The organism is Actinotalea sp. (assembly GCF_035443605.1).
Lineage (GTDB): Bacteria > Actinomycetota > Actinomycetes > Actinomycetales > Cellulomonadaceae > Actinotalea.
The window spans coordinates 1-26176 of the sequence record NZ_DAORSQ010000005.1; the positions used below are offsets into that span (position 1 = coordinate 1).

At 74.4% G+C, this 26176-nt stretch carries 23 protein-coding genes; 7 read left to right on the plus strand and 16 right to left on the minus strand.

The window, feature by feature from the left end; translation table 11 throughout:
* From PKY62_RS01210 to PKY62_RS01230, 5 genes are all read right to left on the minus strand, one after another.
* A partial coding sequence (locus PKY62_RS01210) for a hypothetical protein (protein WP_502875765.1) occupies nucleotides 1–494 on the minus strand: 494 nt, incomplete at its 3' end.
* An 80-nt stretch (nucleotides 495–574) separates the two neighbouring features.
* Nucleotides 575–3478: an FAD-binding and (Fe-S)-binding domain-containing protein gene (locus PKY62_RS01215; RefSeq protein ID WP_324534119.1), complete on the minus strand. Its 2904-nt coding sequence runs from the start codon at nucleotides 3476–3478 to the stop codon at nucleotides 575–577.
* Between the two features lie 176 nt (nucleotides 3479–3654).
* The gene (locus PKY62_RS01220) at nucleotides 3655–4092 is read right to left on the minus strand and encodes an OsmC family peroxiredoxin (RefSeq protein ID WP_324534036.1); all 438 of its coding nucleotides are present in this window, start codon (nucleotides 4090–4092) and stop codon (nucleotides 3655–3657) included.
* Between the two features lie 139 nt (nucleotides 4093–4231).
* Nucleotides 4232–6955 carry a pyruvate, phosphate dikinase gene (gene ppdK, locus PKY62_RS01225; protein WP_324534038.1) on the minus strand — a complete coding sequence of 908 codons (2724 nt, stop codon included), beginning with the start codon at nucleotides 6953–6955 and terminating at the stop codon, nucleotides 4232–4234.
* A gap of 117 nt (nucleotides 6956–7072) precedes the next feature.
* Nucleotides 7073–7999: an SDR family NAD(P)-dependent oxidoreductase gene (locus PKY62_RS01230; RefSeq protein WP_324534040.1), complete on the minus strand. Its 927-nt coding sequence runs from the start codon at nucleotides 7997–7999 to the stop codon at nucleotides 7073–7075.
* 388 nt (nucleotides 8000–8387) lie between these two features.
* Here PKY62_RS01230 and PKY62_RS01235 point away from each other — a divergent pair, with 388 nt between their 5' ends.
* Entirely contained in the window at nucleotides 8388–8855 is a 468-nt protein-coding gene (locus tag PKY62_RS01235) for a MarR family winged helix-turn-helix transcriptional regulator (protein ID WP_324534042.1), read from the plus strand.
* An 11-nt stretch (nucleotides 8856–8866) separates the two neighbouring features.
* Here PKY62_RS01235 and PKY62_RS01240 read toward each other — a convergent pair whose 3' ends face one another.
* The 3 genes from PKY62_RS01240 to PKY62_RS01250 form a co-directional block, all read right to left on the minus strand.
* Nucleotides 8867–10594, minus strand: coding sequence for a MinD/ParA family ATP-binding protein (locus PKY62_RS01240; RefSeq protein WP_324534044.1), 1728 nt, complete (start codon nucleotides 10592–10594; stop codon nucleotides 8867–8869).
* A 101-nt stretch (nucleotides 10595–10695) separates the two neighbouring features.
* The gene (locus PKY62_RS01245; RefSeq protein WP_324534046.1) at nucleotides 10696–12051 is read right to left on the minus strand and encodes a hypothetical protein; all 1356 of its coding nucleotides are present in this window, start codon (nucleotides 12049–12051) and stop codon (nucleotides 10696–10698) included.
* 22 nt (nucleotides 12052–12073) lie between these two features.
* Nucleotides 12074–12619: an RNA polymerase sigma factor gene (locus PKY62_RS01250; protein WP_324534048.1), complete on the minus strand. Its 546-nt coding sequence runs from the start codon at nucleotides 12617–12619 to the stop codon at nucleotides 12074–12076.
* 234 nt (nucleotides 12620–12853) lie between these two features.
* On the opposite strand from PKY62_RS01250, the gene PKY62_RS01255 reads away from it, so the two are divergent.
* Nucleotides 12854–14113 (plus strand): diguanylate cyclase, encoded by a 1260-nt coding sequence (locus tag PKY62_RS01255; RefSeq protein WP_324534050.1) that lies wholly within the window; start codon nucleotides 12854–12856, stop codon nucleotides 14111–14113.
* Nucleotides 14114–14288: 175 nt separating this feature from the next.
* Here the strand turns inward: PKY62_RS01255 and PKY62_RS01260 are convergent, their stop codons facing one another.
* On the minus strand, nucleotides 14289–14492 hold the full coding sequence (locus tag PKY62_RS01260; RefSeq protein ID WP_324534052.1) for a cold-shock protein: 204 nt from the start codon (nucleotides 14490–14492) through the stop codon (nucleotides 14289–14291).
* A gap of 200 nt (nucleotides 14493–14692) precedes the next feature.
* Here PKY62_RS01260 and PKY62_RS01265 point away from each other — a divergent pair, with 200 nt between their 5' ends.
* The 3 genes from PKY62_RS01265 to PKY62_RS01275 all read left to right on the plus strand — a co-directional run bounded on the left by PKY62_RS01265 (nucleotide 14693) and on the right by PKY62_RS01275 (nucleotide 19908).
* Nucleotides 14693–15424 (plus strand): glutamine amidotransferase, encoded by a 732-nt coding sequence (locus tag PKY62_RS01265; RefSeq protein WP_324534055.1) that lies wholly within the window; start codon nucleotides 14693–14695, stop codon nucleotides 15422–15424.
* Between the two features lie 174 nt (nucleotides 15425–15598).
* The gene (locus tag PKY62_RS01270; protein WP_324534057.1) at nucleotides 15599–15781 is read left to right on the plus strand and encodes a hypothetical protein; all 183 of its coding nucleotides are present in this window, start codon (nucleotides 15599–15601) and stop codon (nucleotides 15779–15781) included.
* Nucleotides 15782–15981: 200 nt separating this feature from the next.
* The gene (locus PKY62_RS01275) at nucleotides 15982–19908 is read left to right on the plus strand and encodes a S8 family serine peptidase (RefSeq protein WP_324534059.1); all 3927 of its coding nucleotides are present in this window, start codon (nucleotides 15982–15984) and stop codon (nucleotides 19906–19908) included.
* A gap of 51 nt (nucleotides 19909–19959) precedes the next feature.
* Here PKY62_RS01275 and PKY62_RS01280 read toward each other — a convergent pair whose 3' ends face one another.
* The 3 genes from PKY62_RS01280 to PKY62_RS01290 all read right to left on the minus strand — a co-directional run bounded on the left by PKY62_RS01280 (nucleotide 19960) and on the right by PKY62_RS01290 (nucleotide 21939).
* Nucleotides 19960–20619: a uridine kinase family protein gene (locus PKY62_RS01280; protein ID WP_324534061.1), complete on the minus strand. Its 660-nt coding sequence runs from the start codon at nucleotides 20617–20619 to the stop codon at nucleotides 19960–19962.
* A gap of 9 nt (nucleotides 20620–20628) precedes the next feature.
* Nucleotides 20629–21126, minus strand: coding sequence for an ATP-binding protein (locus PKY62_RS01285; RefSeq protein WP_324534063.1), 498 nt, complete (start codon nucleotides 21124–21126; stop codon nucleotides 20629–20631).
* A gap of 117 nt (nucleotides 21127–21243) precedes the next feature.
* On the minus strand, nucleotides 21244–21939 hold the full coding sequence (locus PKY62_RS01290) for an HAD-IA family hydrolase (RefSeq protein ID WP_324534065.1): 696 nt from the start codon (nucleotides 21937–21939) through the stop codon (nucleotides 21244–21246).
* A 127-nt stretch (nucleotides 21940–22066) separates the two neighbouring features.
* Between PKY62_RS01290 and PKY62_RS01295 the strand changes: the two genes are divergently transcribed.
* Nucleotides 22067–22303 carry a hypothetical protein gene (locus PKY62_RS01295; RefSeq protein ID WP_324534067.1) on the plus strand — a complete coding sequence of 79 codons (237 nt, stop codon included), beginning with the start codon at nucleotides 22067–22069 and terminating at the stop codon, nucleotides 22301–22303.
* 1 nt (nucleotide 22304) lies between these two features.
* On the opposite strand, the gene PKY62_RS01300 is transcribed toward PKY62_RS01295, so the two are convergent.
* Together PKY62_RS01300 and PKY62_RS01305 are read right to left on the minus strand one after the other, a co-directional pair.
* Complete coding sequence (locus PKY62_RS01300; RefSeq protein WP_324534069.1) at nucleotides 22305–22562, minus strand: hypothetical protein; 258 nt, start codon at nucleotides 22560–22562, stop codon at nucleotides 22305–22307.
* Between the two features lie 20 nt (nucleotides 22563–22582).
* Entirely contained in the window at nucleotides 22583–23524 is a 942-nt protein-coding gene (locus tag PKY62_RS01305; RefSeq protein ID WP_324534071.1) for a hypothetical protein, read from the minus strand.
* 93 nt (nucleotides 23525–23617) lie between these two features.
* On the opposite strand from PKY62_RS01305, the gene ligD reads away from it, so the two are divergent.
* Nucleotides 23618–24685, plus strand: a complete 1068-nt coding sequence (gene ligD, locus PKY62_RS01310; protein WP_324534073.1) for a non-homologous end-joining DNA ligase — start codon at nucleotides 23618–23620, stop codon at nucleotides 24683–24685.
* 14 nt (nucleotides 24686–24699) lie between these two features.
* Here ligD and PKY62_RS01315 read toward each other — a convergent pair whose 3' ends face one another.
* Nucleotides 24700–25458, minus strand: a complete 759-nt coding sequence (locus PKY62_RS01315) for a VTC domain-containing protein (RefSeq protein ID WP_324534075.1) — start codon at nucleotides 25456–25458, stop codon at nucleotides 24700–24702.
* Nucleotides 25455–26066 (minus strand): DUF4956 domain-containing protein, encoded by a 612-nt coding sequence (locus PKY62_RS01320; RefSeq protein ID WP_324534077.1) that lies wholly within the window; start codon nucleotides 26064–26066, stop codon nucleotides 25455–25457. Before PKY62_RS01320 ends, PKY62_RS01315 begins: the two co-directional genes overlap by 4 nt.
* Nucleotides 26067–26176: the final 110 nt, after the last annotated feature.

Below are 26176 nucleotides of genomic sequence, written 5' to 3' on the forward strand. Positions count from 1 at the left end.
CCGGGCAGCACACCGACCTGGAGCACCTCGACGCGGCCGTCCTGGCGCAGGTGGTCGAGCGCGTCCTCGACACCGACCACCTCCGCGACGACGATCACGAGGCGGCTGCCGACCCGCACCGGGGCGCCGGGCCCGGCGCCCCGCACGGCGGCCAGGTGCGCGGCGTACTGCTCGGCGCCGCCGCGGTAGACCCGCGCGAGGCCCTGCGGCCCGAGGCGCCCGACCCGGCCGGCGGACCGCAGCGCGGCCAGCAGCGCGGCGCCGTCGAGCACGGCGACGACCTCGACGACCACCGGCTGCCCGGCGCCGTCGACGGCGAGCAGGGTCGGCTCGTCGGCCGTCCGACCCTCCTGCACGAGGAGCAGCGGCTCGCCGAGCAGCGCGTCGAGGTGCTCGGTGAGGAGCGCGGGGACGTCGACGTCGAACCGCTCGCGGGCAGGGCTCAATGGGTGGACGGCGACCGACCGACCACCCTCGACGCGGAACAGCGGCATGACTCTCCTGTGGCCCGGCCTCGGACGGGACCTCCCGAGCCTAGGCTGTGCCCCTTGCGACCCGAAATGACCCGTTCGATTCACATATCGGCACGTGGGCCGTCGAGATGAGCGGCGAGCAGCTGCGCGAGGTGCGTGCCCTGCGCCGAGGCCAGCTGGTCGGCCTGCGTGCGGCACGAGAAGCCGTCGGCGAGGAGCACGGTGCCGGGGGCCGCGGCGCGCAGCGCGGGCAGCAGCGCGTGCTCGGCCACGGCGACCGACGTCTCGTAGTGGCCCTTCTCCATGCCGAAGTTGCCGGCCAGGCCGCAGCAGCCGGCCAGGGTGCTGACCTCGGCACCCGCCGTCGCGAGCAGCGCGAGGTCGGCCTGGTAGCCCATCACCGAGTGCTGGTGGCAGTGCGGCTGGGCGATGACCGTGACCCCGGCCAGGCTCGGCGGGGACCACCCGTCTGGACCCAGCGGCGCGGGCGCGGTGAGCAGCTCGGCGAGCGTGCGGGTGGCCCGGGAGACGGCGACGGCGCGCGGGTCGTCCGGGACGAGGTCCAGCAGGTCGGAGCGCAGCACCGCGGTGCACGACGGCTCCACCCCGACGATGGGGATGCCGTTGACCGCGTACGGGCCGAGCACCCCGAGCAGGTCCGTGAGCCGTGAGCGCGCGCCCTCGAGCTGACCCGTGCTGATCCACGTCAGACCGCAGCACGCGTCCTGGTCCGGGATGATCACCTCGTACCCGGCGTCCTGGAGCACGGCGATCATCGCGCGCGGCACGTCGGGGTCGAAGGCGTCGGAGAATGAGTCCGTCCACAGCACGACGCGGCGGGCCAGGTCGGTCGCGCCGGCCGCGTGCGCGTCGTGCGGCTCACCGGCACCCTGCGGTCGGTGCACGACGCCGGCCTGCTGGGCCCACCACCGCCGGAACGTCACGGGCGCGAAGGACGGGATCGACCGTCGGGTGTCCATCCCGCCCACCCGGAGCACGAGCGTGCCGAGCGGTCGCCACCCCAGCGCGGCGTTGGCCAGCGGCGCCAGGCGCAGGGCCGCGACCAGACGGGTCCACCGCGGCAGCCAGCCCAGCGCGTAGTGGTTCATCGGGCGCAGGCGACGCTGGTAGTGGCGGTGCAGCACCTCGGCCTTGTACTGCGCCATGTCCACCCCGGCGGGGCAGTCGCTCGAGCACGCCTTGCAGCTGAGGCACAGGTCGAGCACCTGGCGGACCTCAGGCGCGTCCCAGCCGCCCGTGACCAGCGTCCCGTTGGCCATCTCCTGGAGCACGCGGGCACGGCCGCGGGTGGAGTCCTTCTCGTCGCGCGATGCCAGGTAGCTGGGGCACATGAAGCCGCCCGCGTCCGAGGAGTCCGCGCGGCACTTGCCGACCCCGACGCAGCGGTGCACGGCCGTCGTGAAGTCGCCGTCGTCGTGCGCGAAGGCGAAGCCGGTCGCCCTGGGCAGGGGTGCGGCGTGCGGTCGGCGCAGGTCGGCGTCGATCGGGCGGGGGGCCACGAGCACGCCGGGGTTGAGCCCGTCGGCCGGGTCGAAGATCTCCTTGACCGCGCCGAACAGCCCGATCGCCTCCGGCGAGTACATGAGCGCCAGCAGCTCGCTGCGGGCGCGTCCGTCGCCGTGCTCGCCGGACAGGGACCCGCCGTGCTCCGCCACCAGCCGGGCCGAGGCGGTCATGAACGCGCGGAACCCCGCCACGTCCCCGGCCGTGGCGAGCGGGAGGCCGAGGCGCACGTGCACGCAGCCGTCACCGAAGTGCCCGTACGGCAGGCCGTCGACGCCGTGCTCGGCCATGAGCGCGTCGAACGCGCGCAGGTAGGCGCCGAGGCGCGCGGGAGGCACGGCGGCGTCCTCCCAGCCGGGCCACGCGGGGCTGCCGTCTGGCAGCCGGCCGGCCAGGCCGGCGCCGTCGGCGCGGATCTGCCACATCGCCGAGGCCTGCGCACCGGGCGGGATGACCCGCGCCGCCGTCGTACCGGCGTCCGCGACCATGGCGCGCGCCCGCTCGAGCGCCTCCTCGCGGGTCGCGCCGCCCATCTCGACCATGAGCCAGCCGGCGCCGGGGGGCAGCTCCGGCACGCTGTCGGCGCCCCGGTGCCGTCGCACCACGTCGACGAGCCGCGCATCGAGCCCCTCGACGGCGAGCGGCTCGTGGGCGAGCAGCGCCGGGACAGCATCGGCCGCTGCGGGCATGTCGGGGTAGCCGAGCACCACGAGCACGGCGGCATCGGCGATCGGTACGAGGTCGACCGTGGCCCCGAGCACCGTGACGAGCGTGCCCTCGGTGCCGACGAGCATCTTGGCCAGGTCCGTGCCCCGCTCGGGCAGCAGGTGCTCGAGGGAGTAGCCGGAGACCTGCCGGCCGAACCGACCGAGCTCGGTGCGCAGCGTCTGCAGGTGCGCGGCGACGAGGGCGTCCAGACCGGGCACGACGTCGAGCGCGCCCGGGCCGCTCGTCGCGGTGAACCGGCGTCCGCGGCCGTCGACCACGTCGAGTGCGACGACGTTGTCCGCGGTGCGCCCGTACGCCACCGCGTGCGGGCCGCACGCGTTGTTGCCGATCATCCCGCCGAGCGTGGCGCGGTTCTGCGTGGACGGGTCGGGGCCGAACCGCAGGCCGAACGGCCGCGCGGCCGCCTGCAGGTCGCTCATGACGACGCCGGGCTGCACCCGCGCGGTGCGGGTCTCGCGGTCGATGGCCTCGATGACGCGCAGGTGGCGCGAGGTGTCCACGACGATCCCCGGCCCGACGGCGTTCCCGGCCACCGACGTCCCGCCACCGCGGGCCGTGAGGGGGGTGCCGGTGGCTCGTGCCACCTCGGTGACGGCGAGCAGGTCGTCGACGTCCAGCGGGAACACGACGACGCGCGGTGGCACGCGGTAGTTGGACGCGTCCGTCGAGTACTCGGCCCGGCGCCGCGTCGAGGCGTCGACCTGCCCGCGCACGGCCCGGCGCAGCTCGCGCAGCAGGTCGGGGGTGGGCATCGCACCGCCGTCCTGGGGCGGGAGGGTGCTGGGCGGGGTCACGGTCGACACGTGGCCGATCCTGCCACGCGGGGGGCAGGACGGGTCCGGGACGTCCGGGTCCGGGACGGGGCGGCCCGGGACGAGACGGGCCACCGGGCCGCTCGCGTCAGGGCACTCGCGTCAGGCCGCTCGCGTCAGAGCAGACCGGCCTCGAGCGTGATCGGCACGGCGGCCAGCGCCTTGCTCACCGGGCAGGTCTCCTTGGCCGCCTGCGCGACGCGCTCGAAGGCCGCGTCGTCGAGACCCTCGACCTCACCGCGCACGGTCAGGGCGACCCCGGTGATCCGGAGCCCGCCAGCCGGGTCGGGGCCGAGGTCGACGTCCGCGATCACCTCGAGGGCGTGCGTGGTGCCGCCGGCCTCGGCGACCAGGGCGGACAGCTGCATCGCGAAGCACGAGGAGTGGGCGGCGGCGATGAGCTCCTCGGGGCTCGTGACGCCCGCGGCCTCCTCGGCCGTGCGGCGCGGGAAGGAGACGTCGAACGTGCCGGCCCGGGAGCTCGAGAGCTCCACCTGCCCGCCACCCTCCATGAGGCTGCCGTTCCAGGCGGTGCGAGCGGTGCGCGTGGACATGGGGACCTCCGGATCGGTGCTGCGGGGACGCTCCCGACGCTATCCGGGGGCGGGCGGCCCGGCATCCCGAGGCGCACCGGTCGCCGGCAGAGCGACGGCCCGGCACCGCGCAGGGACGCGGGGCCGGGCCGTCGCGCGATCAGCGGGTGTCGCTGCCGAACGTCAGCACCGAGGCACGACCGGCCTCGAGGCGGGCGATCGGGATCCGGAACGGCGAGCAGGACACGTAGTCCAGGCCCACCGCGTGGAAGAAGTGGATCGACTCGGGGTCGCCACCGTGCTCGCCACACACGCCGAGGACGATGTCGGGCCGGGTGGACCGACCCTCCTCCACGGCGATCTTGACCAGGCGCCCGACGCCCTGACGGTCGATGCTCTCGAACGGCGAGACGCTGAACACACCACGCTCGGTGTACTCGTTGAAGAACGCGCCCTCGACGTCGTCCCGCGAGAAGCCCCACGTGGTCTGCGTGAGGTCGTTGGTGCCGAAGGAGAAGAACTCCGCGACGTCCGCCATCCGGTCCGCCGTGAGGGCGGCCCGGGGCAGCTCGATCATCGCCCCGATGGGGATGTGCAGCTCCACGCCCTGCTCGGCAGCGACCTGGGTGAGGATCCCCTCGGCCTCGTCGCGCACCAGGTGCAGCTCCATGATCGACGCGGCGAGCGGGATCATGATCTCCGCGTGCGGGTGCCCGCCGGCCTTGATCCGTGCGGCAGCGGCCTCGGCCACGGCCCGGATCTGCAGCGCGAACAGGCCGGGGACCACCAGGCCGAGCCGCACACCACGCAGGCCCAGCATGGGGTTGGCCTCGTGCATCCGCTCGACGGCCGCGAGCAGCACCTTGTCGCGCTCGACCTCCGGCCCGGCCTGCTTGCGCTCCTCGGCCAGCGCCACCTTGACCGACAGCGCGGTGAGGTCAGGCAGGAACTCGTGCAGCGGCGGGTCGATGAGGCGGATGGTCGTCGGCAGCCCGTCCATCTCGTCGAGCAGCCCGATGAAGTCGGTCCGCTGCAGCGGCAGCAGGGCGTCGAGGGCCGACTGCCGATCGCTGTCCGTCGTCGCCAGGATGAGCCGCTCGATGAGCACCCGGCGGTCGCCGAGGAACATGTGCTCCGTGCGGCACAGGCCGATGCCCTGGCCACCCCACAGTCGGGCGCGGTGCGCGTCCTCGGGGGTGTCGGCGTTGGCGTGCACGCGCAGCCGGCGCACGGTGTCCGCGTGCCGCAGGATGCGGTCGACCGCGTTGACGAGCTCTGCGGTCTCCTCGTCGTCCGCGGGCAGCCCGGCCAGGGCGGCCTCGAGGCCGTCCTCGAGGTAGCTGACCACCGGCGAGGGCATGACGGGCACCGCGCCGAGGAAGATCTCACCGCTGGAGCCGTCGATGGCGATGACGTCGCCCTCGACGAAGCCTCGGTCGCCCACCCTGGCCACGCGCTTGACGACGTCGACGTCGAGCTTGTCGGCGCCGACGACGCACGTGGTGCCCATGCCGCGCGCCACGACCGCCGCGTGCGACGTCTTGCCGCCGCGGGACGTCAGCACGCCCACCGCGGCGATCATGCCGCCGAGGTCGTCCGGGTTGGTCTCGCGCCGGACGAGGATGACGTCCTTGCCCTGCGCGGCCCACTCCTGGGCGGTGACCGAGTCGAACACGGCCTGGCCGACGGCCGCACCGGGCGAGGCCGCCATGCCGCGGGCGAGCAGGGTGCGCTCGGCCGCGGAGTCGAACTGCGGGAACATCAGCTTGCTCAGCTGCTCGCCGGTGACGCGCTCGAGCGCCTCGTCCATCGTGATGAGGTCCTCGTCGACCAGCTGGGTCGCGATCCGGAACGCCGCGGCGGCCGTCCGCTTGCCCACGCGGGTCTGCAGCATCCACAGCTTGCCGCGCTCGACGGTGAACTCGATGTCGCACAGGTCGCGGTAGTGGGTCTCGAGACGACGCATCGCCTGGCGCAGCTCGGCGTAGGCCGCCGGGTCCAGCCGCTCGAAGTCGGCCAGCGACAGCGTGTTGCGGATGCCCGCGACCACGTCCTCGCCCTGGGCGTTCTCCAGGTAGTCGCCGTAGTCGCCGGTCATGCCGGTGGACGGGTCACGCGTGAAGCACACGCCCGTGCCCGAGTCGGAGCCGAGGTTGCCGAACACCATCGAGCAGATGTTGACGGCCGTGCCCAGGTCGTTGGAGATGCGCTCGCGGCGGCGGTACAGCCGGGCGCGCTCGGTGTTCCACGAGTTGAAGACGGCCGTGATGGCCAGGTCGAGCTGCTCGCGCGGGTGCTGCGGGAACTCGCGTCCGGTCTCGAGGCGGACGATCTCCTTGAACTCCTCGACGAGGGCCTCGAGGTCGGCCGCGCTGAGATCGGTGTCCACCGAGGCGCCGCGCGCCTTCTTCATGGAGTCCAGGGCGTGCGCGAACTTGTCGCCGTCGATGTCCAGCACCGTCTTGCCGAACATCTGGATGAGACGGCGGTAGGAGTCCCACGCGAACCGCGCGTCGCCGGAGAACTGGGCGAGGCCCTGCACCGATGCGTCGTTGAGGCCGACGTTGAGGACGGTCTCCATCATGCCCGGCATCGAGAACTTGGCGCCGGAGCGGACCGAGACGAGCAGCGGGTCGTGGAAGTCGCCGAGCGAGCGGCCGAGGGTGTCCTCGAGCCGGCGCAGGGCCATGGTGACCTCGACCCGGAGCTCGGGCGGCAGGTCGCCGTCGACCATGTACGTGCGACACGCCTCCGTGGTGATGGTGAACCCGGGTGGCACCGGCAGGCCCAGGTTGGTCATCTCGGCGAGGTTGGCCCCCTTGCCGCCGAGCAGGTCCTTGAGGTCCCGGTTGCCTTCGCTGAAGTCGTAGACGTACTTGGCCACGATCCGCCTCTCTGCGTCGACGCCGGCCCCATTGCCGACGTCACGTCCCCTTAGGGTGCTGCAGGTCAGTTGTACCAGGCGAGGACCTTGGGCCCGTCTGCGGGCCCGCCGGTCGTCTCACGGCACGAGCGGGTCCGACGCCCCCCAGGCGACGAGCCGCAGACGCCGCGCGTCCACCGCGATGATCTCGGCACCGTGGGCGGCCAACGAGGCCGGCGTGTCCATCCCGGCGCGGACGAACCGCCCGGCCAGCGCGTCGAGCCCGCCGTCCGCGAGGGCGACGAGCAGCTCGACGACGGTGGCGATCGGGGTCCACGCGACACGGGCGTCGTGGGCCGGCATGCCACGCGTCATGTCGGTGCGGACCACCCCGGGCGCGAGGTCGAAGACTCGCAGGCCGCGGTCGCGGTACTGCGTGTCGAGCATCGTCGTCATGCGGGCCAGCGCTCCCTTGCTGATGCCGTAGCCGGTGTACTCGCCGGCACCCCGGTGACCCGCGCCCGAGTTGATGTTGACGATGCGGCCCCCGCCCTGCGCGAGCATCCCGGGCAGCAGCGCGTGGGTCAGCAGCAGCGGACCGCGCACGTTGGTCTCGATGACCCGCCACGTGTCCTCGACGTCGTCCTGGTCGAACGGCACCTCGGCCCGCTCGATGACCCCGGCGTTGTGGACCAGCAGCCCGACACCGCCGAGCTCGTCCTGCACCACCGACGCCGCCTCGCGCACGGCCGCGGCGTCCGTGAGCTCCACGGGCACGACGACGACGTGTGGGCCCCGGCGTGCCGTGGCAGGCGCCGCGCCGGCCGCGGTGGAGGCCGCGGTGGGGGTCGCGGTGAGGGCCGAGGTGAGGGCCGCGGTGGCGGCCGCGGCCTGGATCCTCGCGGCGACGTCGTCGAGATGCGCGCGGGTGCGACCCAGCAGGGCGACGTCGTACCCGGCGGCCGCGAGACCCGCCGCAAGGCCCGCTCCGATGCCGCGACCGGCCCCCGTGACCACGGCGGTGCGCGGGACGGCGGGCCGGGACGTGTCGGCGACGAGGCTCATCCCCCCATCCTGGGGGCCCGGGGTGCGCGAACCAACCGGGTCCCCCGGGTCGACCCACGCCCACACCGCCGGCGGATCGGCCGACCCGTCGCGGTGCCCCTCGCTCCACCGCTCCTCTGCACCCAGGTTCCCGACACCCTGCTCCGGCTCCCGCTGCCACTCCCCTCCCGCTCCCGGCACCCCTGCCCTGGGAGTCGGCAGTTGCTGCTGAGATGCGTGACACGTCACCGTCACCACATCGATGCTGCCTCGGTGACGCGTCACGCAGTTTCACTCGACTGCTCGATCCTGTGGGCGGTTGTCCCCAGCCAGACCCGCCGTGGCGGTCCGTCCCCAGGACGACGGGTCCGAAGGGAGGCCAGCTCCTCGCGCCAGCGATGCTCCGGATGTGGACGAGATCGCAGCACTCCGACTGTGGATCATGGCCGCGCATCGCGACCTCGACCGTGAGCACGCGCGGCTGCTGCGCACCATCGGGCTCACGCCTGCGCAGGCTGACGCTCTGGCCGTCCTGCACGAGCACGGCGTCCTGACGGTCCGGGACCTCGGCGACCTGCTCGTCCGCGAGTCGGGGAGCCCGAGCCGGCTGGCGCGGACGCTCGTGGACGCGGGGTGGGTCGACCGGACGATCGAGCCGTTCGACGGCCGGACCGCCGTGCTGCGGCTCTCGCCGCTCGGGCGTCGGCTCGCGGCTCGGGCGGAGCGCGCCGACGTTCAGCTGCGCGGCGCGATGGCCCGGGAGATCGACCCGGAGCTGGTCGAGGACTGCTCCGTGGCACTCGCCGCGCTGGCGAGCGGTCCGGCCGGGCGGGCGGTGCCGCGCCGCCTGGCAGGGCGGACCTGGTGGTGGCGGTGAGGCCAGATCGCTCAGCCCTGCAGGCCGTCCGCGACCGCCGCGGTGACCTTGAGCCACGCCTCACGCGTCGGCCCGGCGAGACGGTCGATCTCGAGCGGGCTCCCGCCGACCAGCGACGGGTCGTAGGGGACGTCGACCACGGTCCGGGTCAGCTGGCCGAAGTGCTCGTGCAGGCGCGTGGCGAGACGGTCGTCGCGCCGCGGGGCCGGCGCGGACAGCACGGTGACCGCGTTGCGTACGGCGTCGCCGTGGCCCGTCGCACGCAGGGCGTCGATCGCCCAGGCCGCCGACTGGGCGGTGTCTTCCCGGACGGTCGACACGATGACCACCTGGTCCGCAGCCTCGATCGCCGCCTGCCAGTTGGAGGCCCGCATGTTGTTGCCCGTGTCGACGACCATGATCCGGTAGAACCGCGACAGCGTGCGGTGCAGCGACCTGAACGCGAACGCGTCGATCGACGCCGCGGAGGCCGCATCCTCATCGGACGCCAGCACGTCGAACTGCGCCGAGCCCTGGGACCGCACGTAGTTGTCGAGGTCCCCGACGCGAGCCGATCCCGGGTCCGCGAAGCGGTCGAGGTCCTGCAGCAGGTTCACCGCCGTGTTGTGGTGCTGGGCCTGGTGGGAACGCCAACCGAGCGTGCCGCGGGTCTCGTTGTTGTCCCAGGCGAGCGTGTAGCCACCGCGGTGCTGGCCGAAGGTCGCCGCAAGGAGCAGCGACGCCGTCGTCTTGTGCGCGCCGCCCTTGGGGTTGATGACCACGATGGTCTTGGGCCCGTCGAGGCTGCGCTGCACGGAGGTGATCGCATCACGGTGCCGCTGCTCGAAGGGGCCTGGGCGCAGCGCGACGAGGCCGCCGGTCAGACGTCGCACCGTGCCCTGCCAGCCGAGCTGCGCCGGCCCCGCCGGCGGCGTGGGACGGCCGGCGAGCAGGTCCGTCAGGGTAGGCAGCTCGTCCGCCGGCGCCACGGGACGGGCCGGCGACCCGGTCGACAGGTCGGCGCCGTCGACCGGTGGCGCACCAGGGGCCACGGCGATCGACGAGATCGGGACCGCGGGAGCGGGGACACCCGTGACGATCGGGGCCGGTGGGGCCGCGGGCGCACGGTCAGCCCATGGCTCCGGCCCCGGCTGCGGCTGCGGCTCGGCGACGATGTCGTCCCACTCCTCGTCGACCGGCGCGGGATCGGCCGGCGCGAAGGCCGTGCGCAGCACGGGCACGCGGGCCGGCGCCGGGGCCGCGCCACCGCCGGCCGCCGTCGGCGCGGGCGGCAGCGGCGGACCGTCCCAGCGGACGTCGTCCACGTCGGGCTCGGGCGGGAGCTCGCGCGGCAGCTCGTGGCGCAGCGACCAGTCGACGGCCTGCTGCCAGCCGTCGCCCGGCGCCGCGGCCACCGGGGCGGGGACACCCTCGGGGTCGAGGTCGCCGTCCTGCGGGCCCTCGAGGTCGCCGTCGCCGTCCTGCGAGCCCTCGACGGCGGGGGTCGGGTCGGTCGGGACGGGCCCGGTCGCTTCAGGCTGCTCGACGTCGCGGGGCTCGTCGACCTCGGTCACGACCGCGTCGCCGGGAGCCTCCTCACGCGCCGTCGGCACCTCGCCGCGCAGTGCCCGCAGCTCGCGCCGGGACAGCGTCTGGCCGGCCCGGTCCCATGCGTCACTCTCGTCCACGGCTTCGCTCCCCACCTGCAGCACCTGCACCATGCCGCGTCCGACGGCGTCCGGGGCGACGCCGTGCGGCACCGAACCTACGCCGCCCGACACCGCTCCGCATGAGCACAGCCTGCCGCAGCGCGGGTCCGGGTGCCGTGCGCCACGACGCACGGCACCCGGACCGGGGTGGATCAGCCGACCGCAGAGAAGTCCAGCGCGGAGTCCGCGACGGCGAGGACGGTCCAGATCCCCCCGTCAGCACTCGTCAGCTCGTAGGTCGGCGCGAGCACCGCGGCACCGTCGGCCTGGGTGTGCAGCGCCACCCCGAGCCGTGCCGAGACGATGGTCACCTCGGTCACGGGCCAGCTCAGCGAGCTGCCTGCTGCAGCCGTCGGCGGCACGGTGGGGACGGCCGGCTCCTCGGACGGGACGGCCATGTCGCCCTCGCGGGCCGCCGCGCCGTCGGCGTAGGCGATCGGACCGCCCCAGCCGAAGCCGAAGCGGGGGTCGCCCAGCCGTTCGACGGCCTCGACGGGGCTGATGACGGCGTACTCGCCGAGCGCGACGGCCGGCGCGAGCGAGCCGTAGAGCGACTGCAGGCCGGCGCCCGTGAAGCTTGCGCTCCAGGCCAGCCCGGTGCGCTGCCCGTCGATCACCTGGTAGGCGGTGACGTAGGCGTACGCGATGTCCCCGTAGTCCTCCGCGACGAGCTCGAACGACGCCGCGTCCTGGCCCAGCGAGCCCAGCAGTGCCCGGAGCCTGGCCGACGCGTCCTCGCCCTGCGGCGCGGGGCCGAGGTCCCGCTGCACGCACGGCTCGGGCGCGACCAGGCCCTCCTCGGTGGTCCCGTCCGCGCCGCCCTCGGTGACCGTCGTGCAGGACCACGGGTCGGTGGTCGGGTCGTAGTACCCCAGCGACGCCGTGCCGTCGGCGGACAGCGTGACCACCGGCCCCGTGCCGTCGGTCGCGCCGACCGACCAGGAGCCGTACGTCATCTCGGGCGAGCCCGCGACCCCGAGCGCGGCCGCGGCGGCCGCGATCGTCGCGTCGCTGAACACGGACGCCGCGTCCAGGGCCCACGCGGCGTGGCTGCCGCCCTCGTCGGAGAGCCCGGAGGACGTGAACACCGTGCGCCCCCAGCCGCCCCAGAAGGACATGTCGGCCGTGCGCGCGGCCCCGCCGACCCCCGCGTCCGGGACGGCAAGGGACTCCGGTGCCCCCGCCGCGCCCGAGGACGCGGCGTCACCGCCGGACGGGCCGGTGGTCAGCGTGATCGCAGCGGCGGCGAGCTCCGGCTGCGACCCCGCGGCGCCGATCGCGTACCCGCCACCGCCGCCGACCACCAGCGCTGCGGCCGCGATCCCCGCGACGCGCGCGGGCCACGAGGTCCAGCGACGCGACCTGGCGACGGCGAGCTGGTCCGGGACGGCCGTCGTCCTGGCATCGACGGCGGCACGCAGCGCCGCGGCGTCGGGGTGGAGCCCTGCGGCCGGGTCCGCCTGGGCGAGCCGGGCGATCTCGTCCGGGTCCGGTGCGGTGGTGTCCATGGTGACCTCCTGAGGTGGTGTCTCACCCCGTCTGTGTCGGACCGGCCCCCGGACTTGCAGCGGACCGCGCGGCGACGGCACCCGGGTCGGTGGCGTCGAGCTCCGCCCACACCTGGCGCAACCGCGCACGGGCGCGGGAGAGCGCGGCGTCGGCCCCGCCCCGACTGATCCCCAGCGTGGCGGCGAGCTGGTCCGGGTCCAGCCCCTCCCAGGCGTGCAGGAGCAGGATCCGACGATCCCGCGGCGACAACGCCATGAGGACGGCCCGCACACCCTCGTCCGACACCGCCAGGTCCGCCGGGTCGACGTCGTCGACCTCCTCCGGCAGGTGCTCGACGGGTACGGGCCGACCCTTGCGCCGGTGGTTCGCCAGGACGTACCCAGCGGTCCGGTAGAGCCACGGCAGCTCGGCACCCTCCGGCACGTCCGCCCGACGGCGCCACGCGGTGGCCAGGACGTCGGCCGCGAGGTCCTGCGCGTCGTCGATGGCGACGCGGCGCGCGAGGTAGCGGTAGACCGCCGTCGAGTGCGCGCGGAAGAGCGCATCGAACCAGACGTCGTCGCGCACGCCGGCCTCCGGGATGTCGTGGGGCTGCCTACCGGGTCTGTGTCGCGACCGTCGGACTCCTTGCACGATCGCGGCACCCGTCTTCGTCGGTCCACTGTGACGCACATCACAGAACACTGGGAGGCCTCACGGAGACGCCGGGTGAGCCGATCTGAGAGCGACGGGCCGTCATCCGGGATCATGGCACCCGTCCGCCCATGCTGCGGTGCCGCAGCCGAAGGAGTCGGGAGAGTCATGGCCGAGGAGCACGTGCGGGTGCGTGCCAGCGACCGCGAGCTGGCGCAGACGCTCGACCTGCTCAGCGAGAGGGTCGCGCGCTACCGCGTCGACGACCTCACGCTCGTCTACTGCAACCGCGCGTGGGCCGCCCAGCACCACGCCGACCCCGAGGAGCTCGTCGGGATCCCCATCGACGACCTGCTCAGCCCCGCCGAGATCGACGGCCTGCACGCGCAGCTCGCCCGCCTCGGCCCCCTGACGCCGTACCTGCGTGACTCCGAGCCGCGCCCCGCCACCCGGATGCCCGACCGGTGGATCGAGTGGGCCGACCGCTACCTCGTGGGACCCGACGGCGCACACATCCTCGCCGTCGGCCGCGACGTCACCGAGCGCCGCCTCGCCGAGCAACGCCTCGCCCTGTCGGAGGCCCGGTTCCGTGACCTCGCCGACCGCTCGGCCGACGCCGTCTTCCGCCTGACCACCACGCCCCGCCCGCACCTGTCCTACCTCAGCCCGTCCGTCGAGCGGATCACGGGATGGAGCCCGGCGGACTTCGGCGACGACCTGGCGCACCTCGTGACGGTGCTCGACACCGACAGCCGCTCCGTGGCCAGGGGGGCGCTCGCCGGTGCGACGCTCCCGGACCGCTTCGACGTGCGCATGCGCCGCGCCGACGGCACCGGCCTCGTCCTCGAGCTCCAGGTGGTCGCGCTGGACGACGGCGTCCAGGGCGTCGGGCGCGACGTCACGGAGATGCGCCGGCTGCAGGACGACCTCGCCACGCTGGCACTGCGCGACCCGCTGACCGGGCTCGCCAACCGCCGCCTCTTCGACATCCTGCTCAGCTCGGCCCTGGCCAGGGTCCAGCGGTCCACCACGCCGCTCGTGGTCACCTACGTCGACCTCGACGACTTCAAGTCGGTCAACGACACCTACGGCCACGCCGCCGGCGACGCCGTGCTCGTCGAGACGGCGCGGCGGCTCAAGGCGACGGTCAGGGGTGCGGACATCGTCGCCCGGCTCGGCGGGGACGAGTTCGTCGTCGCCCAGGAGACCGACGCCGACGGCGCCGAGGCGACGGCCCACCGCATCGGCGAGGCCCTCGAACCCGCCTACGAGCTGCCCGACGGCACGCTCGTGACCTGCACCGCGAGCCTCGGCATCGCCGAGTCGCGCCTGCACCCCGTCGGGGCCTCCCTGCTCGCAGCTGCGGACGCCGCCATGTACGCGGCCAAGCGCGTGCGCCACGGACGCGACCCCCGCACCGGCGACTGACCCGGCCCCGCGCGCCCCGCCCAGCCCGTCCCGCCTGGCCGCCCCGCCCAGCCCGTCCCGCCGGCCGTCCCGCCGGCCCGTCCCGGACGCACGAACGCCCCGGTCCGAGGACCGGGGCGTTCGTGGTGGATCGGGGTGAGCTCAGCTCACCGCGGAGATCCGGAGGAGCAGAAGATCAGAGCGCGCGGATGTTGTCCGCCTGGGGGCCCTTGGGGCCCTGCTTGATCTCGAACTCGACCTTCTGGTTCTCCTCGAGCGTGCGGTAGCCGCTCGTCGCGATCGCGGAGTAGTGGGCGAAGACGTCGGCGCCGCCCTCGTCGGGGGCGATGAAGCCGAAGCCCTTCTCGGCGTTGAACCACTTCACGGTGCCAGTAGCCATGGCGGGTCTCCTTCAGGAGTATTCGTACGAACCCGCGTGTCGGGTCCGATCAATCGCGGTGTTCGTCGTCCGCTCCTGGTAAGGAAAATGCGCCTGGCCGAGGGGCCGGGCGCACTCGAGACGTGCAAGCACAGCAACTTCGAGGGTCACGCTACGGCATTCGACCGCTCTGCACCAGTGGGCGACTAGGCTCGGCGTCCGTGAAGCCGTTCCTGCTGCTGGCAACCCGTGAGCAGGACGACGCCGCGGACGGGGAGCACGAGGCCATCCGGCGCTTCGGCGGGCTGAGCGACGAGGCCCTCGTCCGGGTCCGCCTGGAGGCCGGGCCGATGCCCTCGCTGGACCTCGACGACTTCTCCGGCGTCATCGTGGGCGGCAGCCCGTTCAACGCGAGCGACCCGACCGAGCACAAGTCCGCGCTGCAGCTGCGCGTCGAGGCTGAGCTCTCGGCCCTGCTCGACGAGATCGTCGCGCGTGACCTGCCCTTCCTCGGCGCGTGCTACGGCGTGGGCACGCTGGGCGTGCACCAGGGCGGCGTCATCGACCGCACCTACGGGGAGCCGGTCGGCGCCGTCCCGGTGAGCCTCACCGACGCCGGCCGCAGCGACCCGTTGTTCGGCGGCATGCCCGCGACCTTCCAGGCGTTCGTCGGGCACAAGGAGGCGGTCTGCACACCGCCACCGCACGCCGTCGTGCTCGCGAGCTCGCCCGCCTGCCCCGTGCAGGCCTTCCGGATCCAGGACAACCTCTACGCCACGCAGTTCCACCCGGAGCTCGACGTGCCAGGGATCGTGGAGCGCATCCGTGTCTACCAGCACGCCGGCTACTTCCCCGCGCACGAGGTCGAGCAGGTCATCGCCTCCGTGCGCGGGGCCGTGGTCGACCAGCCGCCGCGTCTGCTGGCGGCCTTCGTGCAGCGGTACGCGCGCTGACGGAGGAGGGGCAGCCCGCCGCGGTCCTCCCCTCGAACGGGTGAAATCCGACACGCGGGGGCCGAGGGAGTTGGCTGGTCAGCCCCGCCGGGGCAGGATGCAAGCGTGTTCACGCTCACAACAGCCGACTCCCAGAGTCCTCAAGGTCAGCCTCGGCGTGCCGACTGGGATGTCATGAGCGTCGCCACCGAGTACCCCATCGCCGAGCAGCAGCCCGCTGCCGCGGCGCTCGTGCCCGTCCCGTGCGCCGCCCGACCCTCCACGAACTTCGTCCACCTGGACGGGCCGTGCCACTGCTTCATCGGTGGCCCCGCCCCGGAGTTCGCCCCCCTGCACCGCGACCAGCGCGCCTCCTGACCGCCGACCGCCCCGCGACGGGGCGGTGCTGAGCACCACGGGTCACATCCGGACAAACTCCGACGACTCCACCCCTTCACCCCGATGATCACGCGCCGCTAGGGTGCGACGAAGCCTCGTGCCCGCTCGACGACGACGACGTCCCCGGGCAGGCACGCAGCCCCGCGCAGATCCGCGGTCGCCTCCGAGGGGAAATCACCATGAGAAGACTCGTCGCCACTCTCGCCAGCACGGCCATCGCCGTCCCGATGTCCCTCGGGGTCGCCTACGCTGCGCCCACCCCCGACCCCGTCGCCGACCACGGGCAGGGGCAGGGCCTGCCCGTGGTGAGCGGCAGGGACCTCGTGCGGCCCGTCGGCGAGGAAGCGCGGGACGCCGGCGCCATCGGGTCGACGCTCGCCGCGGCGAGCGGGACGGTCACGGCCTTCGTCGAGCTCGACGCCACCACCGGGCTCGAGACCGCCCAGGCCGGTGGCGACGCGGCCGACGTCGAGGCGGCGCAGGCCCAGGTCGAGGCGCTGGCCCAGGAGGTCGTGCCCGATGCGACGGCCCGGGCGAGCAGCGCGGCCCCCCAGACCCTCGACGTCACGTCCACGCTCGTCGCGGGCGTCGTCGTCGCGGGCGACGCGGCACGGGTCCGCGCCCTGGCGGCCGACCCCGCCGTGGTGGGCGTGCACCTCATCGTGCCCAAGACCCCGCTCAACAAGGGGGCCGACGCCTTCACCGAGGCGCTCGCCACCTGGACGTCCACCGGCCAGACGGGCGAGGGCGTGACCATCGGCGTCATCGACACCGGCATCGACTACACGCACGCCGACTTCGGCGGCCCCGGCACGCCCGAGGCCTACGCCGCCGCGTACGGCACCGACGGGACCGGCCCGGTCCCGGCCGGCACCTACGACGCCACGAAGTACCTGGGCGGCTACGACTTCGCCGGCCCGACCTACGACGCCGGCGGGGCGGGCGCGGCCCTGACCCCCCAGCCGGACGCCAACCCCATCGACTCCCCGGACGGGGACGGCGGGCACGGCACGCACGTGGCCGGCAGCGCCGCCGGCCTCGGCGTGCTGGCCGACGGCACGACGTTCGACGGCGACTACGCGTCGCTCACGGACATCTCCGACTGGCAGATCGGCCCGGGGACGGCGCCCGGTGCCGGGCTCTACGCGCTCAAGGTCTTCGGCGACACGGGCGGCAGCACCAGCCTGGTGATCAGCGCGCTCGAGTGGGCCGCCGACCCCGACGGCGACGGCGACCTGTCCGACCACCTCGACATCATCAACATGTCCCTCGGCTCGGACTCCAGCGCGGCGGACGACCCCGAGAACGCCTTCGTCGACGCCCTGTCCGAGCTCGGCGTGCTCTCCGTCGTGGCCTCGGGCAACGCCGGCGACGTCGTCGACATCGGCGGCAGCCCTGGCAACGCCCGGAGCTCGCTGACGGTCGCCAACTCGGTGTCCAGCACCCAGACCTTCGACGCCGTCGAGGTCGTCTCGGCCGCCGACCCGAGCCTCGTCGGCACCTACGCCGGCCAGAACACCATCGCCTACGCCGGCACCGCCGACGTCACGGCCCCCGTCGTCCACCTCGGCGCCACCGTCGACGGCTGCACCGCGCTGACCGACCGCTCTGCGGAGATCGCCGGCAAGATCGTCTGGCTGTTCTGGGACGACAACGAGTCGACCCGGGGCTGCGGCAGCGGCGTGCGGTGGAACAACGCCGCCGCCGCCGGTGCTGCCGGTGTGCTCATCGGTACCACCGCGCCGGTCTTCACCTACGGCATCTCGGGCGGCGCCGCGATCCCTGGCGCCATGCTCACCGCCACCGCGACGAGCACCCTCATGCCGGAGATCGTGGCCGGGACCCTCACCGTGCACGTCGGCCCGTCGCTCGCCAACGCGGCCTTCGTCACCGACGCGTCGCTGGCCGACTCGCTCAACTCCAGCTCCTCGCGCGGCGTGCACGGGTCGCTGGGCATCGTCAAGCCCGACGTGGCGGCGCCGGGCACGCTGACCTCCTCGGCGTCCTCGGGCTCCGGGACCGGCCGCTCGACCAAGTCCGGCACGTCGATGGCCACCCCGCACGTCGCGGGCATCGCTGCCCTCGTGGCCGGCGAGCACCCCGACTGGGGCGTCACCCAGATCAAGGCAGCGGTGATGAACACGGCCACGCACGACGTCTACAGCGGGCTGAACCAGACGGGTGCCGTCTACGGCCCCGAGCGGGTCGGTTCCGGTCGCGTCGACGCCCTCGACGCGACGCGGGCCGAGCTGCTGGCCTGGGCGACGGACGACCCGTCGCTCGTCTCCGTGACCTTCGGCGTGGTGCCCGTCGGCGCCACGACCGTGGTCCAGGAGCGCACCGTCACCGTGACCAACACGGGCGGCTCCGCCCGCGACGTGGCGACCTCGTTCGACCAGGCGACCAGCGCGGGCGGGGCGACCATCACGACCTCCCCGGCCTCGCTGACCCTCCCGGCCGGCGGCTCCGCGCAGGTCACGGTGACCCTGACGGCCGACCCGGCCACCCTCGCCAAGGACCTCGACCCGACCTCGGTCGCCACCTACGACCTGGGCGTCGACATCCCGCGGGACCACGTGGCGACGCTCTCCGGCCGCCTCGTGCTCACCCCGTCGGGCGGCCCGGAGCTGCGGGTGCCCGTCCAGGCCGCACCGCGGCTGGTCAGCGACCTCTCCGCCGCTCCGGTGGCCTTCGCCGACGAGCTCGCCACGGCCACGCCGCTGACGCTCGCCGGGCGCGGGGTGGACTCCGGCGGCTGGACGTCGCTCGTCGCCCCGTTCGTCCTCACGGGCGAGAGCCCGGTGCTCGAGGAGGACACCTCGACGACCTCTGCCTCCTCGATGGCGGCCGCCGACCTGCGTCACGTCGGGTTCGCCTCGACCGCGCCGCAGATGGCGGCGGCCGGGCTCGACCCTGACGTGTACGGCCACGGCACCCTCGGCATCGCGATCGCCACCGAGGGCGAGTGGGCCTCGCTCGGCACGACGGTGGTGCCGATCATCGACACCGACATCGACGGTGACGGCATCTGGGACCTCGAGACGTACATCTGGAAGTACGGGCCGGAGCTCGACTTCACCACGGTGGAGACCTACGCCCTGGACTACGCCGACGGCGCCTACTCGCTGGGCGACTTCCTCGACCTCAGCCCGGCCAACGGCCTGTGGGCGGACGTCGACTCGACGGTCTTCGACAGCAACGTCGTCGTCGCGCCGATCAACCTCGACGCCGTCGGCATCGCACCGGGGGACATCCCGACGTTCGCGGTCATGACGTACTCGCCGTACGCGACGGACCCGAGCGGGATCGTCGACGAGGTCGAGGCGTTCACCGCCGACCCGTACGCCCCGGCGTTCTGGTTCGACGCGGGCCCCGCCAGCGCCGACTCGCTGTGGTTCTACGGCGCGGCCGGCGAGGCGTTCTCGGTGCAGCGCTCCGTGGCGACCGGTGACGGCCGGCTCCTGCTGCTGCACTCGCACAACGGGCTGGGCGCTCGCGCCCAGGTCGTGGACGTCAGCGCCCCCGTCGCCACCCCGACGACGACGGCGCTGCGGGTCACCGGGCCGCTCGTCGAGGGCTCGACCCAGCGCCTGACGGCGACGGTCGACCCGCGGGCCGCAGCCGGCACCGTGCGCTTCCTCGACGGCACCACGGAGCTGGGCACCGCGACGGTCCGTCGCGGCAGCGCCACCGTACGGGTCCAGCTGCCGGCCGGGGCGCACGCCCTGACCGCGCAGCTCGTCCCGACGAGCACGGCCTACACGGGCTCGACGTCGCCGGTGGTCGCCGTCGACATCCGAGCGCGGCAGGCCTCGACCCTCACGGTCGCCCTGCCGACCTCGGTGCCGCAGCACGCGCCCGTGCTCGTCACGGCGGTCGTGCGCACGGCGTCTGCTGCGCCCAGCGGCACCGTCGAGGTCCGCGAGGGCGGCCGGCTGCTCGCGCGGTCCCGGGTGCTCGCGCGGGACGGCGCCGGCGTGGCGGTGCTCGTCGTGCCCGGCCTGTCCGTCGGGTCGCACCACCTCACGGTGAGCTACTCGGGCAACGCCGAGGTGGCGCAGAGCAGCGTCGAGCGGGACGTCCGGGTGACCGCCCGCCGACGCTGAGCGCCGCGGGGTGCGGGGGGTGGGCCGTCGGCCCGCCCCCCGCACCGTGCGTCAGGTGAGGCGCCGGCCGACGACGACCTCGAGCAGCGGGTCGTGCGGCAGCGCCGGGGTGCCGCAGACGACGACGTCGGCGCGCTCCCACGGACGCTCGCTGGCGAGGAAGGGCGACTCCGCGGACTCCCACTCGTCCCAGAACCGCGCGGCCTCCGCCGGGTCGGGGCGCTCGGCGAGGTCCCGGGCGATCCCGCGGTCGCGCGCCCGCGTCGCGTCGGACTGCACCCACACGGCGGCGTCGAGCAGCGGGGTCAGGGCGCGACGGCTCGCGCCCACGCCCTCGACCAGCAGCAGGCTCGCGCCGACCGGCACCTCGATCGCGCCAGAGCGGCCGCGGGCGTCCCAGGCAGGTGGGCGGAAGGCGACGGGCAGGCCCGCGCGCGCGGGCTCCAGCACGCCGGCGGCGAGCAGCGCGTCCCAGCCGAAGAAGGACTCCCACCACGCGACGTCGTCGGTGTGCACCACGACGCTGCCCGGGACGGCGTCCGCGATCCGCCCGGTCAGGGTCGACTTGCCGCCGGCCGAGCGTCCGTCCACGGCCACGACGGCCGGCCTGCCGACCGGTCGCCTGGCACGGGCCAGCAGATCGTCGACGACGTCGGCGAGGGGTCGCACGGACCAGGGGGCTGCCTCGGGCTCACCGGCCGCGGGGATCATCGGTGCGGCTCAGAAGTCGGCGAGGTCGAGCTCGAACCAGACCGTCTTGCCGCCGTCCGAGTGCTCGTCGACACCCCAGCGGCTCGACATCGCCTCGACGATCGCCATCCCGCGGCCGTTGGGCGCGGAGGGCTCGTTGTGCAGCACGACGGGCGTGCTGAGCCCGGCGTCGCTGACCGAGACGCGCAGCACCGTCGTGGAGTAGCGCACCTGGACACCGATCGCCCCGCCGTCGGGACCGTGCAGCACGGCGTTGGCCAGGAGCTCGCTCGACAGGAGCTCGACCACCTGGTTGGCCATCCCCGTGACACCCCGCTCGACGACGGCCCGGACCACCCAGTGCCGACCGACGGCGACGGACTGACGCTGGCCGGGCAGCACGAGGCTGGTGTCGTGCTCGTCCGCGGGAGCGGACGGCTGCGGCACCACGCCCGCCGCGGCCGTGGCCTCGGCGACGAGACGCAGGGTGCTGCCGGACGAGGTCCGACGCTCCCGGTCGCCTGTCATGCACTCTCCTCGGGTCAGGTCACCGCTCTGCGGCACCCTGACAGGGTGCCGCCTCGCGAGCCTTCCGGCACGCCGAGCACGATTCCATCACGTCGCGCCGTCGGCGTCTGCCCCGGATCACCCGGGGAGCGGGTGATTTCCGCGCAGCCTCAGCCGCACGCCGTCCTCGTCGACGCGGAACTCGACCGCGTCGAGGTCCGGCACGACGAGGTCGGCCAGCAGGTCCTGCGCGCGGTGCGTCGTCGCCAGCCCCAGCGTGGCCATCCCCGCGGCGCGCGCCGAGGCCAGCCCCGCGCCGGCGTCCTCGACCACGAGGCACCCCTCCGGCGGCACCCCGAGCAGGGCCGCGCCGGCGAGGTAGGGCTCCGGGTCGGGCTTGCCCCGCACGACGTCGTCGGCCGTGATCCGCCTGATGTCGCCCAGACCGGCCGCGGCCATCCGGACGCGCGCCAGGTCGGCTGTGCACGACGTGACGATGGCACAGTGGCCGGGCAGCAGGGCGGCGAGTGCTGCCCGCGTCCCAGGGAGCACCACCACGCCGGAGACGTCCTCGATCTCGAGCCGGAGCATGCGCCGCGCCGCGCGCTCCCGCTCCTCCTCCGAGCGGTCGGCGAGCAGCCGGTCGACCGTCGCGCGCGCCGGGATCCCGTGCACCTCGCCGAGGTCGGTCATGGTGAAGCCGAACTCGTGCGCCAGAAGGTTCCACGAGCGCTCGACGGCCGCGATCGAGGAGATGAGGGTGCCGTCCATGTCGAAGAGCACGGCGGCGAACGGGCGGTCGACGGCCGGCGGCAGGGCTGCGGGGAGGGTCACCCGGCCAGCCTGCCACGCGGCGCGCAGAGGCGTGCGGGAGGGCCGCACGGGGTGCTCGGACGGGCCGTGAGAACCCCGGACCTCCGGGGGGTGTCGCTGACCCTCCAGCAGGAGGACACTGGTACCGATGCCTCCCGCCCCTGCCGGACGACCCCGGTACCTCGCCACCAGTCCCTTCAACGCCTCACGTGAGGCGGCGATCGTCGCCGTCGAGCCGATCGCCGTCGGCCAGTCCGTCTCGCACGACCGTCACGGCCTCGGCAAGGCGGTCGCCCTCGACGGCGACCGCGCCGTCATCATCGACTTCGGTGGCCGGGAGACCCTGCGCGTCGCGCTGGACAGCCCGCGCCTGCACCGTCTCTGACTCAGGTCAGGTCGATCAGCCGCGGGATCCCCGCGGGTGCCGCTGCCGACAGCTCGAGGTACTTCGCCTCGGCCCGGTGCAGCCGTACGTGCTCGTCGAGCGTCCACGTCGGTCCGTTGCGCAGCACCGTGCCGCACGAGCACTCCAGCCAGACCGTACCGTCCGGGTCCGTCTGGAGCGTGCCGACCGTGTAGTGCGCCGAGCGCGCGCGCGCCTTGGCGTCCCGCAACGCGGCGCTGACGAGTTCCGGGGTGCTCACACCCCCAGTCTGGCGCACCCTCAGGGGCGCGCCGCCACCAGGGCCGCCTCGGTGGCCGAGCCGGCCGGCACGGGCAGAGTCAGGTCCGCGCCGCCGAGCCCGAGGGTCACGACGCGCACCCCCCGGTAGACCGGGTGGTCCTCGACCTCGACCGTGCGGACCCGCTCGAGCGGCAGCACCGTCCGGGCGATGGAGTTCACCGGCCGGCCCCCGCGCACCCACCAGTGGCGGCGGTGCAGCACGTGCAGCTCGCGGTCGTCGCCGCACACGATCGCGCCCTGGAGCGTCATCGGCCACACGGCGTGCACGGCGCGGCTGGCCGCTCCGCCGAGACCCGGTGCGAGGGGCACCACGACCCGGCGCGCGTGCGCACCGAGCAGCGCGCAGGACGGGTCCTCCGCGAGCACCTCGCGGTACAGGGACACCAGGGCGAGGTCGGCGTCGAGCTCGCTCAGCCCGGCCGGGACCGACGGCGGCGCGAAGGTCCCGACGGGGCCCGGGCCCCCGAGCCAGCGCCGGCGCAGCTCATGGACGAGCAGCCCCACGGTGTCCCGCGAGGAGCCGTTGAACGGGACGGTCAGCGGCGGGACACCCACGGCGTGCACGGTCAGCCGGGCGTCGAGCAGGTCGACGCTCTCCTCGAGGGCCAGCAGCCGGTCGACCGCCAGCACCCGGGTGGTGAAGCCACCGGGGGCGGCAGGGGTACGGGTCAGGACCGTCAGGCCGGCGGCGTCGACGGCGAGCAGGTGGTCGTAGAGGTTCATCGTCGCGTCGGCGTCGCGCCGTTCGATCGCCCGCGGGACCTTGAGCACCACGGCGGCGCCCGTCGGGTCCGGCAGGTGCGTGCGGAACAGCGGCGGCACCTCGGCGGGCGTGCGCACCGGCAGCACCCACGGTCCGAAGGCGTCGAACTCCTCGGTGCGCAGGTGGTGGTGCGGTGCGGATCCCCGGGTCGTGGGCATCTGTCGACCGTACGCCGCCGGGTGGCGCGGGGCCACACCCGGGCCGGCACCCGACGGGTCGCGCGCGGGGCACCCCGCTCCTACGGTGGGCGCATGGCGCGATCGACGACCCCCGCGGTGGAGCTCGAGGTCGGCACGCGCACGGTGCGGGTGACCAGTCCCGATCGCGTCGTCTTCCCCGAGCGCGGGATCACGAAGATCGACGTGGTGCAGTACGTGCTCGCCGTGGGCGACGGCATCCTCGCGGCGCTCGACCGGCGCCCGACCACCCTCGAACGGTGGCCGAAGGGTGTGGTCGAGGGTGGTCGACTGGCCACGCGTGCGGACACCGACGGGGACGGGTTCTTCCAGAAGCGCGTCCCGGTGGGGGCGCCGGACTGGGTCCGGACCGCCGAGGTGACCTTCCCCAGCGGGCGCACGGCGCACGAGGTGTGCCCCACCGAGCTCGCCGTCATCGCGTGGGCCGTCAACCTCGGCACCCTGACCTTCCACCCCTGGCCGGTGGCGGGTGACGCGCCGGACGCCCCCGACCAGCTGCGGATCGACCTCGACCCGCAGCCGGGGACGGACTTCGCCGACGCCGCGCGCGTGGCCGTGCACCTGCGCGAGCTGCTCGCCGAGCACGGGCTGGAGGGCTGGCCCAAGACGTCCGGCGGGCGCGGCCTGCACGTCTTCGTCCCCATCGAGCCCCGGTGGACCTTCACGCAGGTGCGGCGCGCGACCATCGCGCTGGGCCGTGAGCTCGAGCGTCGGCTGCCGGACGAGGTCACGACGGCGTGGTGGAAGGAGGAGCGCGGGCAGCGGATCCTCGTCGACTACAACCAGATGGCCCGCGACCGGACCATCGCATCGGCCTACTCGGTGCGAGCCACCCCGCGCGCCCAGGTCTCCGCGCCGCTGCGCTGGGACGAGGTCGGGGACGCGCGACCCGCCGACTTCGACGTGCTGACCATGCCGGCCCGGTACGCCGCCGTGGGCGACCTCGGGGCACGGCTCGCGGTGGGCGCCGGTCCGCGGTTCTCGATCGAGGGTGTGCTCGAGGCGGCGGACCGCGACGAGGCCGCGGGGCTGGGCGACCTCCCCTACCCGCCGGAGTACCCCAAGATGCCGGGCGAGCCGAAGCGGGTCCAGCCCAGCAAGGACCGCGACCGCCCGCGGTAGACGCCGTCGCGCGGTCAGCGCACCCTGGCGAGGGTGCGGGTCCAGCGGTTGGCCGGCAGCGCGGGATCGAGCGCGGCCAGGCCGACGCAGTACTTGCTGATCGAGACCGGGCGGTGGCCGGCTGCCCACAGCCAGCGGTCGGCGGGCGTCGGGCGCCCGGCGGACTTGGTCTCGACCACCACGAGGCCGTCGAGCGCCACGACCCCGGCGGGCGACTCGCAGACCAGGTCGGCGTCGACGGTCATGCGCATCGGGGCAACGCGGTCCACGACCGTGGTCCGGCGGTAGCGCGTGGTGAGCGTGGGCACGAGGTCCTCGACGGGCGCGTCGGCGCCGAGCACCATCCCCGCGAACCGGCGGGCGGCACCGTCCAGCGCGGAGCGGGCGTCGACGTCGTGCTCCGTGCGCTCCTTGACGGTCTCGCCGCGCCCGCTGCGGGTCTTGACCTCGAGCACGCACTGGCCCGAGTCGACGTAGGTGCGGGTGCGGACCTTGAACCGACGGCGCCGCTGGTGGGCCGCGTCCCGGTAGGCCTGCAGGTCAGGGGTGTCGAAGTAGACCGACTCGTAGGTGAAGGCGGTCCGCCCCTCGATGGTGAGCACCTCGGCCCCGCCGAGCACCGCGACGGCCAACCGGTCCACGACATCGGCCCCGACCAGGTACTTGCGGTCCACCCGGGTCTGCAGGTCCGCCAGGAGCGTCACCTCGGCCAGGCCGATGGGCTCGAGCCCCGCCAGGGAGGTGAGCTGCCGGGGCGCCGCGAGCGCGGTCATCGGACGGCCCCGGCCGGGACGCGCAGCCCCGTGAGGGGTGCCTCGCGCGCCGGTCGCGGTGCGGGAACCGGGAGCTCGTACCGGACGTCGACGACCATCGCGTCGCGCACCAGGTCGGTGGACTGCACGACGGCGGACCGCACGGTGGCGCCCAGGAGGGTCTCGAGGTGCGCGTGGAGGTCCTGCTCGTCGGTGATGACGCGGTCGAGGATGACCACCTGGCGGCGTGCCCTGGCGTGCGCCGGGGAGTGGTCGACCACCCACACCACACCGATGATGAGCGCCCCGAGCGCCGGGGCGAGCCACGCCGGGGTGGGGGCGAGGCCGAAGATGAGGCCGAGGGCCAGGGAGGCGAAGTAGTAGGCGACCTCCTCCTGGCTGATCTCCGAGGACCGCAGCCGGATGATCGACAGCACACCGAAGAGCCCGAGGCCGAGCCCGAGGCCCACGGCGGAGCCGACGAGGACCGTGCTCACCGCGAGCACGCCGACGTTGAGGCCCATGTAGGCCAGGAGCATGTCGCGCCGGCCGTGCTTGCGGAAGTACGAGCCGTACGCGAGCAGCGTGATCGCGACGAGGTCGCCGGCGATGAGCAGGAGGTCGGTCATGGCCCCTCCGGGGGAGACGGGAGCGCGGGACGCTCGGAGCATGGCGTTCACGGACCGTTCTGGCCGCAGACACCTTTCTACGGAGCCCACCTACGCCGGGGCTGTGGCGA